General features: G+C 71.5%; 13 protein-coding genes and 1 tRNA gene. 11 read left to right on the top strand and 3 right to left on the bottom strand.

Going from position 1 to position 14254, the window contains the following annotated elements; translation table 11 throughout:
- Window positions 1–18: 18 nt before the first annotated feature.
- Window positions 19–1266: a hypothetical protein gene (locus ACIA47_RS06775; protein ID WP_396706051.1), complete on the bottom strand. Its 1248-nt coding sequence runs from the start codon at window positions 1264–1266 to the stop codon at window positions 19–21.
- A 129-nt stretch (window positions 1267–1395) separates the two neighbouring features.
- Between ACIA47_RS06775 and ACIA47_RS06770 the strand changes: the two genes are divergently transcribed.
- The 6 genes from ACIA47_RS06770 (at window position 1396) to ACIA47_RS06745 (ending at window position 7459) form a co-directional block, all read left to right on the top strand.
- A complete protein-coding gene (locus ACIA47_RS06770; protein WP_396706049.1) occupies window positions 1396–2295 on the top strand; it encodes a TatD family hydrolase in 900 nt (299 codons plus the stop codon).
- A 46-nt stretch (window positions 2296–2341) separates the two neighbouring features.
- A complete protein-coding gene (rsmA, locus tag ACIA47_RS06765) occupies window positions 2342–3211 on the top strand; it encodes a 16S rRNA (adenine(1518)-N(6)/adenine(1519)-N(6))-dimethyltransferase RsmA (RefSeq protein WP_396706047.1) in 870 nt (289 codons plus the stop codon).
- Window positions 3212–3297: 86 nt separating this feature from the next.
- On the top strand, window positions 3298–4245 hold the full coding sequence (locus ACIA47_RS06760; protein ID WP_396706045.1) for a 4-(cytidine 5'-diphospho)-2-C-methyl-D-erythritol kinase: 948 nt from the start codon (window positions 3298–3300) through the stop codon (window positions 4243–4245).
- Between the two features lie 119 nt (window positions 4246–4364).
- Window positions 4365–6170 carry an ABC-F family ATP-binding cassette domain-containing protein gene (locus tag ACIA47_RS06755; RefSeq protein ID WP_396706043.1) on the top strand — a complete coding sequence of 602 codons (1806 nt, stop codon included), beginning with the start codon at window positions 4365–4367 and terminating at the stop codon, window positions 6168–6170.
- Window positions 6171–6270: 100 nt separating this feature from the next.
- Window positions 6271–6726, top strand: a complete 456-nt coding sequence (locus ACIA47_RS06750) for a DUF4383 domain-containing protein (protein ID WP_396706041.1) — start codon at window positions 6271–6273, stop codon at window positions 6724–6726.
- Window positions 6727–6982: 256 nt separating this feature from the next.
- Window positions 6983–7459 (top strand): DUF4383 domain-containing protein, encoded by a 477-nt coding sequence (locus ACIA47_RS06745; protein ID WP_203125349.1) that lies wholly within the window; start codon window positions 6983–6985, stop codon window positions 7457–7459.
- Between the two features lie 6 nt (window positions 7460–7465).
- Here the strand turns inward: ACIA47_RS06745 and ACIA47_RS06740 are convergent, their stop codons facing one another.
- Both ACIA47_RS06740 and ACIA47_RS06735 read right to left on the bottom strand, forming a co-directional pair.
- Entirely contained in the window at window positions 7466–8164 is a 699-nt protein-coding gene (locus tag ACIA47_RS06740) for a TetR family transcriptional regulator (RefSeq protein WP_396706039.1), read from the bottom strand.
- A 224-nt stretch (window positions 8165–8388) separates the two neighbouring features.
- A complete protein-coding gene (locus tag ACIA47_RS06735; RefSeq protein ID WP_091394639.1) occupies window positions 8389–9354 on the bottom strand; it encodes an acyl-CoA desaturase in 966 nt (321 codons plus the stop codon).
- 317 nt (window positions 9355–9671) lie between these two features.
- On the opposite strand from ACIA47_RS06735, the gene ACIA47_RS06730 reads away from it, so the two are divergent.
- The 5 genes from ACIA47_RS06730 (at window position 9672) to pth (ending at window position 14139) form a co-directional block, all read left to right on the top strand.
- Window positions 9672–9743, top strand: a tRNA-Gln gene (locus tag ACIA47_RS06730).
- Between the two features lie 110 nt (window positions 9744–9853).
- Complete coding sequence (gene glmU / locus ACIA47_RS06725; protein WP_396706037.1) at window positions 9854–11386, top strand: bifunctional UDP-N-acetylglucosamine diphosphorylase/glucosamine-1-phosphate N-acetyltransferase GlmU; 1533 nt, start codon at window positions 9854–9856, stop codon at window positions 11384–11386.
- Between the two features lie 58 nt (window positions 11387–11444).
- On the top strand, window positions 11445–12425 hold the full coding sequence (locus ACIA47_RS06720; protein WP_091394633.1) for a ribose-phosphate diphosphokinase: 981 nt from the start codon (window positions 11445–11447) through the stop codon (window positions 12423–12425).
- A 333-nt stretch (window positions 12426–12758) separates the two neighbouring features.
- Window positions 12759–13454, top strand: a complete 696-nt coding sequence (locus tag ACIA47_RS06715; RefSeq protein WP_112581637.1) for a 50S ribosomal protein L25/general stress protein Ctc — start codon at window positions 12759–12761, stop codon at window positions 13452–13454.
- Between the two features lie 94 nt (window positions 13455–13548).
- Window positions 13549–14139: an aminoacyl-tRNA hydrolase gene (gene pth, locus ACIA47_RS06710; RefSeq protein WP_396706034.1), complete on the top strand. Its 591-nt coding sequence runs from the start codon at window positions 13549–13551 to the stop codon at window positions 14137–14139.
- The last annotated feature ends 115 nt before the right edge of the window (window positions 14140–14254 follow it).

The following is a 14254-nucleotide window of genomic DNA, read 5'->3' as shown; positions in this document are numbered from 1 at the left end:
TGCCCCGCCGCCGCGCGGTCACATCGCGTACCGGGTGTCCATCACCTGGTCCTCGGTCACCTCGGCGCCCGGCGCCCAGGCCTCGTAGATGCCACGTTCCTGACACTGGGCGCCGGTCGTGACCACGGTGTCCGGGTTCGGGTAGCGCAGGCGCACCCGCAGCCAGCCGGCCTCCTCCCGCAGCACCAGGCACGGCACGCCCCGCCACTGGGCGAACCGGACCCGGCGGGCCACCGCGTCCACCGGGTAACGGGCCGCCCGGGTCATCGCCAGCACCCGGAACCCACCGGGTAGATCGGCGACCGCCTCGTACTCGCTGTCGCCGTACATGCCGACCAGCTGGGTGGAGCGGGGGGTGTCGGCATTCGGCACGTACTCCTGGTCCGGGGAGAGGCCCGGCACCGCGGCCAGCAGGTGCCGCCACTGCGGGCCCACCATCCGTAGCCACCCGCGCTGCTCGGCCTGGTAGGTGTACAGCACCACCTCCACCCCCTCCGCCGGGTACGCGATGAGGGCGGCGTTCGCCGGCATCGGCAGGTCGGCGAAGTCCCGGGTGACGAACTCCGGGATGAGCTGACCGTTGCTGGGCACGAAGCCGGTGCCGAGCACCGGGGCGCCGAGCCGGTCCCGGGAGGCCAGCGCGGTCAGGCCGCAGTGTGCCGGGCCCACCGGCACGTCGTAGTCACCCGGGTCGGACGCGCGCCAGCGCAGCGCGTACGCCACGTCCGGGCCGTCCCGGCCAGCGTCGCCATCGGTACGCAGCACCGTCGTCGTCGCCGGTGTACGCAGGTGCGCCACGTCGTGCTCGCGATAGCAGAAGCCGTGCGGCAGCCAACCCCGTACGTAGCCGGCGAGCTGCTGGGCCGAGAGCACCTTCATCATCCGGGTGCCCCGCCGGACCACCGCCGACGCGCGCGCCGCCGCCAGCATCGGGTCGCCCGCCGCCGCCGGCTGCTGGCTGAGCTGGTGCAGGTACGCCCAACCCCGCTCGCGGTGAGCGGGGATCAGCAGCGGCGTCTCCGGCTCGTCTGCCGGCTCCGTCGCCCCGTGCACCGCGGTCACCTCGGTGACGTGCACGAACCGGTGCCACGGCAGGGCGCTACCCGGGCGAGGTGCCCACTCGAAGCCGGTCACCTCGTCGGCGCTGAACAACTCGTACGCGGCGCCTCGGGCGATCTCCTCGGCCGGGTACACGCCGCCGCCGAACGCCACGTGCAGTCCGGTCCGTTCACCGGCGCTGCCACCGGCCTGGGGGGTGACGCTCATGCCGTCGCCTCGCTGCTCGGTGGGATGAGGTTCGCACGCTGTCGCGTCCGCTCGTGAGCGACCGTAGAGTCGCGCGGCGTAGTCGGGGTGAACGTCGGGTGGCGGGCAGATGGACAGGCCCGGTGTGTGATGCTGTCGCTGATGAGCGAGCCCACTGAATCCCGCCGCGAGCGTGCCGCCCGGCGGGCCGGAGAGTTTCCGCCCGCCCCCGAGTCGTTGCCCCGGGCGGTGCTGGACAGCCACACCCACCTGGACATCACGGTCAGCGAGGCCGGTGTACCCGGCGGCGGGCCGGCCGACGACCCGGTTGCCGTGGCCATCGCGTTGGCCACGAAGGTCGGCGTGGACCGCCTGGTCCAGGTGGGCGTGGACGTCGCCTCCTCCCAATGGGGCGCGGACACCGCCGACCGGTACCCCGCCGTGCTGGCCACCGTGGCGCTGCATCCCAACGAGGCGCCCCGGCTCAGCGACCTCGACGAGGCGTTGCGGGAGATCGAGGCACTCGCCGCCCGCGACCGGGTCCGGGGGATCGGCGAGACCGGAATGGACTTCTTCCGGACCGGCGACGAGGGGCGTGCCGCGCAGGAGCAGAGTTTTCGGGCGCATATCGCCATCGCCAAGCGGTACGACAAGACCCTGGTCATCCACGACCGCGACGCGCACGCCGACGTGCTGCGAATCCTCGACGACGAGGGCGCTCCCGACCGGGTGGTGCTGCACTGCTTCTCCGGCGACGCCGACTTCGCCCGCGAGTGCGTCCGCCGCGGCTACCTGCTGAGCTTCGCCGGCACCGTCACCTTCGGCAGCGCGACGGCGCTGCGCGAGGCCGCCGCGCTCACCCCGATCGAGCAGATGCTGGTGGAGACCGACGCCCCGTACCTCACCCCGATGCCGTACCGCGGCCGGCCGAACGCGTCGTACCTGATTCCGCTCACCGTCCGCGCGCTCGCCGCGACCACCGGCAGCGACCTGGACGAGCTGTGCACGGCCATCTCCGCCACCGGCGACCGGGCCTTCGGCCCATGGTGAGCCCGGCCCGACGGTCGGCACCGACCCCGTCGCTACGCTGCCAGCCATGACCGGTCTCCTCGGCCCGGCGGAGATCCGGGAACTCGCCGCCCGGCTGGGCGTCGCGCCCACCAAGAAGCTGGGCCAGAACTTCGTGCACGACCCGAACACCGTGCGCCGGATCGTGACCGCCGCCGGCCTCACCGCCGACGACGTGGCCCTGGAGGTGGGGCCCGGGCTCGGCTCGCTGACCCTGGGGCTGCTGCCGGTCGCCGGGCACGTGCACGCCGTGGAGATCGACCCGGTGCTCGCCGGGGCGCTGGCGGAGACCGTCGAGCGGCACGCCGGGGCCGACGCCGCCCGGCTCACAGTGCACCGCGCGGACGCGCTGCGCATCGCCGCCGCCGAGCTGGCCGACCCGGCACCGACCGCGCTGGTGGCGAACCTGCCCTACAACGTCGCCGTGCCAGTGGTGCTGCACCTGCTCGCCGTGCTGCCCACCCTGCGACACGGCCTGGTGATGGTGCAGAAGGAGGTCGCCGACCGGCTCGTCGCCGGTCCCGGCTCCAAGGTGTACGGCATCCCGTCGGTGAAGCTCGCCTGGTACGCCCAGGCCCGGGGCGCCGGCAAGGTGCCGCCGAACGTGTTCTGGCCGGTGCCCAACGTCGACTCCGGCCTGGTCTCCTTCACCTGCCACGAGCCGCCGCGCGCCGACGTACCGAGGGAGCGGGTCTTCGCCGTGGTGGACGCGGCGTTCGCCCAGCGGCGCAAGACGCTGCGCGCCGCGTTGGCCGGCTGGGCCGGTGGCGCGGACCGGGCCGCCGCGGCGCTCACCGCCGCGGGCGTCGACCCCGGTGCCCGCGGGGAGTCACTGACCGTCGAGCAGTTCGCCGCCATCGCCGCGTCGGCTCCGGTCGGTACGCCGGCCGGGAAGTAGGCTGACGCCGTGCCCGCCGAGGACGCCGAGGAGCTGATCGTGGCCAAGCCGTTCGACATCCGCCTGCACCTTCGGGACATCACCCCGTGACCGAGGCCTGGCGACCGGACGACGACGAGCGACGCGGGGCCATCGGCCCGGTGCGGGTGCGGGTTCCCGCGAAGATCAACCTGCACCTCGGGGTGGGCCCGCTGCGACGAGACGGCTACCACGAGCTGAACACGGTCTACCACGCCATCTCGATCTACGACGAGCTGACGGCCCGCCGGGGCGACACCCTCGCCCTGACCATGGAGGGTGAGGGCACGGGCGAGCTGGCCCTGGACGACACCAACCTGGTGATCCGCGCCGCGCACGCCCTCGCCGGGTACGCGGGGGTGCTGCCGCACGCCCGACTGCACCTGCGCAAGCAGATCCCGCTCGCCGGTGGATTGGCCGGTGGCAGCGCCGACGCGGCCGCCGCGCTGGTGGCCTGCGACACGCTCTGGGGCACCGGGCTGTCCCGCGACGAGCTGGCCGGCATCGCCGCCGACCTCGGCTCCGACGTGCCGTTCCTGATCTACGGTGGCACGGCGCTGGGCACCGGGCGGGGTGAGGCGATCAGCCCGGTGCTGGCCCGCCCCACTTCCTGGCACTGGGTGGTGGCGATCGCCGACGTCGGCCTGTCCACCCCGACCGCGTACCGGGAGCTGGACCGGCTCCGCGACTCCGGTGCCGCCGGCGCCCCGCTGGGCAGCACCGACGCGCTGCTGGGCGCGCTGCGCCAGCGTGACCCCCGGGTGCTCGCCCGTACGCTCGGCAACGACCTCCAGGACGCCGCGCTGGCAATGCGCCCGGCGCTGGCCGACACCCTGAAGGCCGGCGAGGCGGCCGGCGCGCTCACCGGCATCGTCTCCGGCTCCGGCCCGACCTGTGTGTTTCTCGCCGCCAACGCGGCCGACGCGGAGCGGATCGCCGCCGAGCTGACCGCTGCGGGCGTCTGCCGGGAGGCGCGGGTCGCGCACGGTCCGGTCGCCGGCGCCCGCGTCGGCTGACGACGCGTCCCACCGGGCTGCTGGCGCGCGGCGCGGGCGTTCGGGGCGTCCGCGTACCCTTGGGACAGGCGTCCAGGTGCCCGCCGGCACCGGGACGCCTTGATCATGAAGGGTGGAACGTGGCGAACATCGTCAATCTGGACCGGGTGTCCAAGGGGTACGGCGCCGCCGGGCGGCTGCTCACGGACGTTTCGCTCGGCCTGGACGACGCCGACCGGATCGGCGTGGTCGGCCTCAACGGCGCCGGCAAGTCCACCCTGCTGCGGCTGCTCACCAAGCAGGAGGACCCCGACGACGGCCGGGTGACCCACCGCCGTGACCTGCGCGTGCTCTGGCTGCCGCAGCAGCTCACCCTCGCCCCCGAGGCCACCGTCCGGGACGTGGTGCTCGGCACCGCCTGGCTCGCCGAGGGCATGGGGGCCGAGCACGAGTGGGCCGGCGACTCCGGGGTGCGAGCCATCCTCGACGGCCTCGGCATGCCGCACCTCGGCCTCGACCAGCCGGTCGGCCCGATGTCCGGTGGCGAACGCCGCCGGGTGGCGCTCGCCGCGCTGCTCGTCCGCGACTCCGACCTGCTCATCCTCGACGAGCCCACCAACCACCTGGACGTCGGCGGGGTCGACTGGCTGGCCCGGCACCTGGTCGGCCGCAAGGGAGCCCTGGTCGTGGTCACCCACGACCGGTGGTTCCTGGACGCGGTCTGCACCAACACGTGGGAGGTCGCCGACCAGACCGTCCGCGCCTACGAGGGGGGCTTTGCCGCCTGGACCCTCGCCCGCGCCGAGCGCGAGCGGGTCGCCGCCGCCACCGAGGCCCGCCGGCAGAACCTGCTCCGCAAGGAGATCGCCTGGCTGCGCCGTGGCCCGCCCGCCCGGACCTCCAAGCCGCAGTTCCGCATCGACGCCGCGAACGCGTTGATCGCCGACGTGCCACCGGCGCGCGACACCATGTCGTTGCAGCGGATGGCCACCTCCCGGCTGGGCAAGCAGGTGTACGACCTGGAGAACGTCGAGCTGCACGCCGGCCCGAAGGAGATCCTGCGCGACGTCACCTGGCTGGTCGGCCCCGGCGACCGGATCGCCATCCTCGGCGCGAACGGCGCCGGCAAGACCACGCTGCTACGGATGCTCGCCGGCATCACCCGCCCCGACGGTGGCCGGTTCGGCACCGGCTCCACGGTGCGGCCCGCCTTCCTCTCCCAGGAGCTCAGGGAGTTGCCCGGGCACCTGCGGGTGCTGGAGGCGGTGGAGGAGGTCGCCCGCCGGGTTCAGCTCGGCGACCGCGAGGTCTCCGCCGCGCAGCTCGCCGAGGTGTTCGGCTTCGACGACCGCCGGCTCTGGACCCCGGTCAGTGACCTCTCCGGTGGGGAACGCCGCCGGTTGCAGATGCTGCGGCTGCTGGCCGGCGAGCCCAACGTGCTGCTCTTCGACGAGCCCACCAACGATCTGGACACGGACACTCTCGCCTCGCTGGAGGACCTGCTCGACTCGTGGCCCGGCACGATCATCGTGGCCAGCCATGACCGGTATCTGATCGAGCGGGTCACCGACACGGCGTACGGGATGTTCGGCGACGGTCGGCTGGTGCACCTGCCGGGCGGTGTGGACGAATACCTCGCGCGGACCGCCGAGCGGGCCGGCTCTCCTCGGGCGGGCGTCACCTCGACCGCCGCGCCCCCTGCCGCCTCGCCAGGCGGCATGTCCGCCGCGGAGGTCCGTCAGGCCCGCAAGGAGCTGACCCGGCTGGAGCGGCAGCTCAGCAAGCTCGACCAGCGCGAGACCACGCTGCTCGATCAGCTCGCGGCGGACGCCACCGACTACGCCCGGGTCGCCGAGTTGGACACCCAGCTCAAGGATCTGCGCGCCGAACGGGAGCGGATCGAGGAGAGCTGGATGACCCTCGCTGAGGACCTGCCCGAGAGCTGACCGTCCGGGCGCGCCGGTCCGGGCCCCGTGTGCGGCGTCACACCACCACATGCGAGACAATCGTCGGCGACACCTACCCCACGGCGTTGGAGACACAGACATGGCACACACCCCCGTCAACCACCCCGCGCGGCCGATCTACCGGGCGATCGGCGGGCTGACCGGTCTGTACCTGGTCGTCTTCGGTGTGCTCGGCATCATCGCGAGCGCCGGCAACGAGATCCTCGCCCAGGACGACACCCGGGTCCTCGGTCAGGGCACCAACCTCGGCTTCTCGCTGCTCAGCGTGCTGCTCGGCATCGTCGTGCTGGTCGGCACCGGGCTCGGCCGCAACATCGACGTGGCGATCAACCAGTGGCTGGCGTACAGCCTCATGGTGGTCAGCCTGGCCGGTCTCGCGTTCATCCGGACCGACGCCAACATCTTCAACTTCAGCATCACCACTGTGATCGTGGTGATGACGGCCGCGCTGGTGCTGCTCATGGTCGGCATGTACGGCAAGGTCGGCACGGAGGACGAGGCGGAGGCGTTCCAGAAGGCTCGTCTCGTTCTCTGAGCTTTTCTTTGTGGTTGCGGCCGTGGGTCGCGGTCGTGGGTCGTGGCCGTGGGTCGCGGCCGTGGGTTTTCGCCGGAGCCCGAGCTGCTCCGGGCGGTCAGGCTTGATCCCTGCGCAGCTCGGGCTCCGGCGAAAACCTGACCTGGTCCAGCCTTTCGGCGGACCTTCCGGCTTTCTGGTTCTCCGGACAGTCGGTCTTGCCTCAGGTGACAATCCTCCTGAATTGGTCTAACTCAGGTGGATGGGGTTCAGGGCTATGCCGCATTTTCCGGTCAACCATCCGGCACGGCCGCTCTACCGGGTCCTCTCCGGGCTGATCGGGGTCTACATCCTGGTCTTCGGCGTCTGGGGCGTCGCCGAGACGATCGGCGACCCACTCTTCGCCCGTACCAGCACCTGGGCCCTCGGACTCCGGACCAACCTGGCCTTCTCGCTCGCCTCGGTGGTCTTCGGGGTCGTCCTGATCATCGGGGCCTCACGGCGCACCAACCTCGGCCACTACATGAACCTCACAGCGGGCGTGGTGTTCCTGGTGACCAGCATCCTGATGATGTCGGTGCTGCAGACCGAGGCGAACTTCCTCAACTTCTCGATGTCGACAGTGATCGTGTCGATGCTGTTCGGCCTGATCCTGCTCGGCACCGGCCTCTACGACAAGGTCGGCCCACCGGAATCCGCCGAGGCGGAATTGGAGCACCGCAAGCACCCGGTGGCCGACGCGCACCGCCGCTGATCGGGGTCAGTTGCGCCGCGCGGTGATCAGCGTCGGCTTCGCCTCCAGGTGCGACAACCCGTTCCAGGCCAGGTTCACCAGGTGCGCCGCCACCGTCTCCTTGCGCGGCTTCCGCACCTCCAACCACCAGCGGCCGGTCAGCGCCACCATGCCGACCAGCGCCTGTGAGTACAGCTCGGCGAGCTTCGGGTCGTACCCGCGGCTCTTGTACTCGGCGCCCAGGATGTGCTCGACCTGGTGCGCCACGTCGTTCATGACGCTGCTGAAAGTGGCCGTGCCGGACAGTAGCGGCGACTCGCGGACCAGCACCCGGAAGCCACTGGTCTCCTCCTCGATGTAGGTCAGCAGGGCCAGCGCAGCCTGTTCCAGCAGCTCCCGCGGATGCCCGGCGGTCAACGCCGTGGTGATCCGGTCCAACAAGGCCCGGACCTCCCGGTCCACCACCACCGCGTAGAGCCCTTCCTTGCCACCGAAGTGCTCGTACACCACCGGCTTGGAGACCTTGGCGCGGGCCGCCACCTCCTCGATGGAGGTGGCGTCGAAGCCGCGCTCGGCGAAGAGTTGCCGGCCGGTCGCGATCAACTGCTCCCGGCGTTGGGCCGCCGACATGCGGACCCGGGAAGGGGCCTTGGCTTTCGGTGCCGCCGGCGGCGTCGCCCGTCGGCCGCCGACAGTTGCCGCCGCCTCGTCGCTGACCTCAGGCATGTCGCCGCCTCGCTGGCGCTCGGTGACGCCCTGCCGTGGAATGGTTCCTCCGCTGTGCCCGTTCACGTGGTCGCCTCACTGTCGGGCGGTCCGACCACCCTGACGCGCCGTTCGACCGTACCCGGATCGGGCCCGCAGCCCCGTCCGCCGAGCCGCCTGGTCCCCCCGCATGGCTCGGTCATCCGGCCATCCTGCCAGGCGGCATCCCGGTGCACCGCCCGGTTTCAGCGGGGTGCGACAGGCTTCACGAGTTTGGCGGCGAGGCGCTCCGGCTTTGGCCAGCGCACCTGCGTCGCCGCGCCGGTCTTCTCGAACAACCAGATCACCCGGGCGGAGATGTCCACCTGACCGCGCAGCACGCCGTGCCGGGCGCTGGTCGGGTCGGCGTGGTGCAGGTTGTGCCAGCTCTCGCCGAACGACAGGATCGCCAGCGGCCAGAAGTTCGACGCGCGGTCGCCCTGGCGCATCGCGAACGGACGCTCACCGTAGACGTGGCACACCGAGTTGATCGCCCAGGTGACGTGGTGCAGAAGGCCGATCCGGACCAGCCCCGCCCAGAAGAACGCGGTCAGCGCGCCCTGCCAGGACCAGGTCACCAGGCCGCCGATCAGCGCCGGGCCGAGCAGCGAGATGGCCACCAACGCGGGGAAGAGTCGGTCGACCCGGCTGATGTCCCGGTCGGCGATGAGGTCCGGTGCGAAACGCCCGCGGTTGGACAACTCCCGGCGGAACAGCCAGCCCACGTGTGCGTGGAACAGGCCCCGGGTCAACGCCCAGAAGCTGGTGCCGAAGCGCCACGGCGAGTGCGGGTCGCCCTCCAGGTCGGAGAACGCGTGGTGGCGCCGGTGGTCGGCGACCCACTGAATGATCTCGCCCTGCACCGCCAGCGAACCCGCGACCGCCAGAGTCACCCGCAGCCACCGCTTGGCCTTGAACGAGCCGTGTGTGAAGTAGCGGTGGAAGCCGACGGTGATGCCGAGCCCGGAGACGACGTACCAGACCAGGCCGATGATCACGTCGGTCCAGCCCAGCCAGCCGCCCCACGCCACCGGCACGGCGACCAGCAGGGCGACGAAGGGGATCACCACGAAGGCCCAGAGGGCGGCCAGGATGCCGGGGGACTGGCTGCCGTCGGTGAGTGGTTTGGGGCCGGGGCCGGCGGTGTTGGAATCGAGCAGAGCAGTCGACATGGGACCTCGCAGGGGGATGGTTTGGATCACGAAGCTACGCCTACGTCACCGTAACTTACGGCACCGTAGATCGCACGGGGAGGTTTCGAATGATCTTCGTGTAGCTGCTCGAACTCCCAGGTCAGCAGGCTCGGTGGCGGGCGTCTGACCGGCCCCGGAAACGAGGGATCGAGGTCCCGGCCGCTCACCCCGAGAGGTCGACGGCGTCGATCTCTCACGGTACGGCGGGATGAGCGATGGCGCCCGGCGGCCGGGGCGCTAAGGTGTAGCGGCGGGATGTCCACCCATCCCTCAAGCGACATGCTCAGCGTCGCTGATCGGCCGTGGTGTAATTGGCAACACCCGGGTCTTTGGTACCCGTATTTCAGGTTCGAACCCTGGCGGCCGAGCTGCCCACCTGCGCCCGTTTTGGGGTCCGGTGGGGGTAAGAGGGGAACGTGCCGGGCCTCGCGGCTAGCATGGCCGCGAGAGTGTCCGCCGTCCCGACGGGAGCCACGTCGTGCCCCAGCCCCACCTTCGTACCGTCGTCGTACTCGCCGCCGGTGAGGGCAAGCGGATGAAGTCGACACTGCCCAAGGTGCTGCACCCCCTGCTCGGTCGCACGCTCCTCGGTCACGTGCTGAGCGCCGCCGCCCCGTTGGGCGCAGAGCGCACCGTCGTCGTGGTGGGGCACGGCGCCGACCAGGTGCGGGCGCACCTGTCCGAGGTCGCCCCGGACGCCACTCCGGTGCTCCAGGCCCAGCAACTCGGCACCGGGCATGCCGTACGGATCGCGCTGGAGGCCGTACCGGATGGCGCCGGCACCGTCGTGGTGATCAACGGTGACGTGCCCCTGCTGCGACCCGAGACGGTGGGCGCGCTGGTGACCGCGCACGAGGAGGCCGCCGCGGCGGCCACCGTGCTGGCCGCCGAGGTGCCCGACCCGACCGGCCTCGGGCGGATCGTGCGGGACGCCGACGGCCGCCTGGAGCAGATCGTCGAGGAACGCGACGCCGACACGACGCAGCGCGCGATCCGGGAGATCAACGCCGGCATCTACGCGTTCGACGCGGTGCGGCTGCGCGAGGCGCTGGGCAAGCTCTCCACCGACAACGACCAGGGCGAGGAGTACCTGACCGACGTCTTCGGTCTGCTCCGTTCCGCCGGTGAGCCGGTGGCGGTGCACGTCGCCGTGGACCACGTCGAGACGTTGGGCTGCAACGACCGGGTGGAGCTGGCCACGCTGCGTCGACTGCTGCGCGACCGGATCAACGAGGCGTGGATGCGCACCGGGGTGAGCCTGCTCGACCCCGTCACCACCTGGATCGACGTGACGGTGGCGCTGGACCGGGACGCGGTGGTCGACCAGAACACCCAGTTGCGCGGCGGCACTGTGGTCGGCGCGGGCGCGCTGATCGGACCGGACGTCACCCTGATCGACACGATCGTCGGCCCCGCCGCGTCGGTGATCCGCAGCCACGCCGTCGGCGCCGAGGTGGGCGCGGGCGCGACCGTCGGGCCGTACGCGTACCTGCGGCCGGCCGCCCAGTTGGCGGAGAAGGCGAAAGTCGGCACGTTCGTCGAGGTGAAGAACTCGCAGATCGGCGCCGGCGCGAAGGTGCCGCACCTGACGTACGTCGGCGACGCGACGATCGGCGAGCAGACCAACATCGGCGCCGCGTCGGTCTTCGTGAACTACGACGGGGTCAACAAGCACCGCACGGTGATCGGCAGCCACGCGCGGACCGGTGCGGACAACATGTTCGTGGCACCGGTCGAGGTGGGCGACGGGGCGTACACGGCGGCTGGTTCGGTGATCGTCGACGACGTTCCGGCCGGGGCGATGGGCGTTGCCCGGGCGCGCCAGCGCAACATCGAGGGCTGGGTGGTCATGCGGCGCGCCGGCACTGCCGCGGCGGAGGCGGCGCAGCGGGCCGGCGACGCGAAGGGTGCGTCCGGTACGACCGGTGCCGCAAGCCACAGTGAGGCAATCCACGGGGCGACCGAGACGGTGGGCGGCGCATCCGGCGCGGGAGATACTGCAACCGAATAGTCCCTGACCCACCACCACCGGGTCAGGTACCGCCGACATAACGGGAGCAGACGGGCCCATGGGCAGCATCGTCGCCGAAAACCGCAAAAGCCTGATGCTCTTTTCCGGACGTGGCTTTCCGGAGTTGGCCAAGGAGATCGGCGAGGTGCTCGGCGTCGCGCCGACGCCGGCCGACGCGTACGAGTTCGCCAACGGCGAGCTCTTCGTACGGTTCAAGGACTCGGTACGTGGTTCGGACGCCTTCGTGGTGCAGTCCGTCACGCACGGGGTGAACACCTGGGTCATGGAGACCCTGATCATGGTGGACGCGCTGAAGCGGGGGTCGGCCAAGCGGATCACCGTGGTGCTGCCGTTCTACCCGTACGCCCGCCAGGACAAGAAGCACCGTGGTCGGGAGCCGATCTCGGCCCGCCTGGTGGCGGACCTGCTGAAGACCGCCGGCGCGAACCGCATCCTCACCGTCGACCTGCACACCGCGCAGATCCAGGGCTTCTTCGACGGCCCGGTGGACCACCTCTTCGCGATGGACATCCTGGCCGAGTACGTCGAGCACAAGTACGCCGGCCGGCCGATGACCGTGGTGGCACCGGATTCGGGCCGGGTGCGGGTGGCCGAGCGGTGGACCGACCGGCTGGGCGGCTGCCCGCTGGCGTTCATCCACAAGACCCGTGACCCGATGAAGCCGAACCAGGTCGTGGCGAACCGGGTGGTCGGTGAGGTGGAGGGCCGGGTCTGCCTGATCGTCGACGACATGATCGACACCGGGGGCACCATCGCCAAGGCCGCGGACATCCTCAAGGAGTCGGGCGCGGCGGAGATCGTGGTCGCGTCCACCCACGCGCTGCTGTCCGACCCGGCCACCGAGCGGCTGAAGAACAGCTCGATCAGCGAGATCGTGGTGACGAACACGCTGCCGCTCCCGCCGGAGAAGCAGCTGGACAAGCTCACCGTGCTGTCGATCGCGCCGCTGTTGGCGCGGGCGATCCGGGAGGTCTTCGACGACGGCTCGGTGACCACCCTCTTCGGTGGCCTGAGCTGAGGCTGAGCCCCGTTTCCGCCACTCGACAGGCTGGCGGGGGCGGGGCTGGCAAACTGGTGGCAACGGGGCCGGCACGCTGGTGGGACCACCACCGACGCGCCGGTCTTGAGCCGTGATCGGGGACTGCCGGAAACCCTGGAAACAGCTCGGGTAGACTGGTGCGGTTGCCACGGCGAGGGTGCCCGGCGGGCCGCTGAAAAGCGCCGCACGGAGGCACCGTCATCGACGCGGTGCTCCGGGCAGTCGTTCATGACGCATGAGCCCCAGCGAGCCCCTCGCCCCAGCACCGTTAGACGACAAGCCGCCGCAGCGAAAAGCATCAGGAGTTTCCCCGTGTCCGAGGTAAAGATCAGCGCCGAGCCCCGTACCGAGTTCGGCAAGGGTGGTGCCCGCCGTACCCGCCGGGCCGGCAAGGTGCCCGCCGTGCTGTACGGCCACGGCGAGAAGCCCAAGCACATCGCGCTGCCGTCGCGGGAGTTCGCCGCCGCGATCCGCAAGGGCGGTGCCAACCAGCTTTTCGCGATCGACATCGCCGACGGCACCCAGGTGCTGGCGCTGCCGAAGGCGATCCAGCGTGACCCGATCCGCGACACCTTCGAGCACGTCGACCTGATCCTGGTCCGCCGGGGCGAGAAGGTCACCGTCGAGGTCCCGGTCCAGCTGACCGGCGAGGCTGCCCGGGACACCCTGATCGTGCACGACCACGACACCCTCTCGGTGACCGCGGACGCCACCAAGGTTCCGGACCACCTCGAGGCGTCGATCGAGGGCCTGGAGGCGGGCACCCTGGTGACCGCCGGCGATGTCGAGCTGCCGACCGGCGTCGAGCTGGCCGTCGACTCGGAGCTGACCGTCGCGTCGGTGACCGCCGCCCCGACCGCCGAGCAGCTCGAGGCGACGCTGCCGGAGGTCGAGGCTGCCACCGACGAGGCCGAGGCCGAGGTCGGCGAGACCACCGAGGGCTCCGAGGGCGCGGACGCCGCCCCGGCCGAGGGCGCCGAGACGACCGAGGCGCGCACCGAGGCCTGATCGGTTCGTACTGTGCGACAGGCGTCCCCGGATGATCGGGGGCGCCTGTCGGCATATCGGGAGTCGCTGCGTTGGGCGTCGGAAGGGACGGGTCGTGACGGACGAGGCGGGGCCGTGGCTGGTGGTCGGCCTGGGAAACCCGGGTCGGGAGTACGCCGGCAACCGGCACAACGTCGGGTTCATGGTGGCCGAGCTGCTGGCCGGGCGGGTGGGTGCGCGTTTCGGCCGGCACAAGCGGGCGGTGGCCGAGGTGGCCGAGGCGCGGCTGGGGTTCGGTGGGCCGAAGCTGGTGCTGGTCAAGCCACTGACGTACATGAACCTCTCCGGCGGGCCGGTCGCGGCGTTGGCACAGTTCTACAAGGTGCCGACCGCGCAGGTGATCGCGGTGCATGACGAGTTGGACATCGGCTTCGGCCAGGTGCGGGTCAAGTTCGGCGGCGGCGAGGGCGGGCACAACGGCCTGCGCTCGATGTCGAAGTCGTTGGGGACCAAGGACTACGCCCGGGTGCGGTTCGGCGTTGGCCGACCGCCGGGGCGGCAGGATCCGGCGGATTATGTGCTGTCGGATTTTGGCGCCGCCGAGCGCAAGGAGCTGGATTTCCTGGTGGACCGGGCCGCCGACATGGTGGAGTCGGTGATCACCAAGGGCGTGGAGCCGACCCAGAACCTCTACCACGGCGGCTGAGCCGGGCGGGGCGTACCCGAATCGGAAACGGCGGGCCGGTAGTCTGCGCCTTTCGGCGTGCCGCGACCGGCGACGCGAGTCGCGGCGGATCGGCCCGTGCGGGCAGCGCGGCGAG

This window comes from Micromonospora sp. NPDC051227 (assembly GCF_044455385.1).
Taxonomy (GTDB): domain Bacteria; phylum Actinomycetota; class Actinomycetes; order Mycobacteriales; family Micromonosporaceae; genus Micromonospora.
This window is presented reverse-complemented; position numbering and strand designations above follow the sequence as displayed.

Coding starts and splice junctions, on each gene's coding strand:
- ACIA47_RS06775 (WP_396706051.1), bottom strand. CDS start 1,266: ATGAGCGTCACCCCCCAGGCCGGTGGCAGCGCCGGTGAACGGACCGGA.
- ACIA47_RS06770 (WP_396706049.1), top strand. CDS start 1,396: ATGCTGTCGCTGATGAGCGAGCCCACTGAATCCCGCCGCGAGCGTGCC.
- rsmA (WP_396706047.1), top strand. CDS start 2,342: ATGACCGGTCTCCTCGGCCCGGCGGAGATCCGGGAACTCGCCGCCCGG.
- ACIA47_RS06750 (WP_396706041.1), top strand. CDS start 6,271: ATGGCACACACCCCCGTCAACCACCCCGCGCGGCCGATCTACCGGGCG.
- ACIA47_RS06745 (WP_203125349.1), top strand. CDS start 6,983: ATGCCGCATTTTCCGGTCAACCATCCGGCACGGCCGCTCTACCGGGTC.
- ACIA47_RS06740 (WP_396706039.1), bottom strand. CDS start 8,164: ATGCCTGAGGTCAGCGACGAGGCGGCGGCAACTGTCGGCGGCCGACGG.
- ACIA47_RS06735 (WP_091394639.1), bottom strand. CDS start 9,354: ATGTCGACTGCTCTGCTCGATTCCAACACCGCCGGCCCCGGCCCCAAA.
- ACIA47_RS06720 (WP_091394633.1), top strand. CDS start 11,445: ATGGGCAGCATCGTCGCCGAAAACCGCAAAAGCCTGATGCTCTTTTCC.